At 65.0% G+C, this 895-nt stretch carries 1 pseudogene; it reads left to right on the top strand.

The features are described from left to right. Positions 1-500 precede the first annotated feature (500 nt). Positions 501-895, top strand: a pseudogene (locus RFM41_RS34070) (hypothetical protein); the annotation flags it as partial.

Here is an 895-nt window from a genome sequence, read left to right as displayed (position 1 = left end):
CTTCGCGTTCCGATGCCGGATCGCGGCGCAGAGATGGCGTCACCGAAAGCTCACACACCTCCGCCCCGTCGCATGGTCGAAACCCATCCGGCGTGGAGGCCAGGCCGCCACGCCGTGACGATGGAGGCGCGCGCGATAGCCGTTCCGGCTCACGGCGGCAACCGGGCCCTTCGGGTTCCGATGCCGGATCGCGGCGCAGAGATGGCGTCACCGAAAGCTCACACACCTCCGCCTCCTCGCTTGGAAAAACTCCGTCCGGCATGGAGGCCAGGCCGCCACGCAGCGACGATGGGAGCGCGCGCGATAGCCGCCGCATAGGTTCTCAACGGCCTGAAGGGTCGCGGCAGCAACCGGGCGCTTTGCGGGCCGAGGGCGGACCCTCGCGCCAGGCGCAGCGGTCCGGACTTTCCCACGGAGGCGGGCTACCGCCGCATAGACAAACTGCCGATTTGCAAGCGGGACGGCATTCCGAAGCAGCCCGGCAGCGCGTCTCTCGCGCAATGTCGAGTAATCTGTTCAACAATGCCCTCGATGACATTGGTCGAGCTCGGGACATCGTTCAGTTCTCCTGTGCGGTGGTGCGCCACAGCGGCATGCTGCGGGACCAGGAAGAGCAGGCAGCATTCCTGCAAGGAGCCGCTGTCCAATTCACCCGTCACTTTCTGCCAAACTGGGAACAGGACATCCGTGAAGGAGAATCGTTTGGATATGCGACCGTATCCAACGCAGTCAGCCGCGAACTCGGAGGTCAGCCGGGCATGCAGGCCTGCAGGGCCATGGCAGCCAAGGTATCGAGCTCTACCAGCGCCCTCGACGATGTAGATGCTCGCGCGTTGCCGCTCTTGGCATTGTCGTTCGGCCGATATCCCCAACTGGCGGAATGCCGCGACGGCAC

It is taken from the genome of Mesorhizobium vachelliae, from assembly GCF_033977325.1.
Taxonomy (GTDB): domain Bacteria; phylum Pseudomonadota; class Alphaproteobacteria; order Rhizobiales; family Rhizobiaceae; genus Mesorhizobium; species Mesorhizobium vachelliae.
Note: the sequence above shows the minus strand (reverse complement) of the source record. Positions and strands in the feature narration are given on the sequence as shown.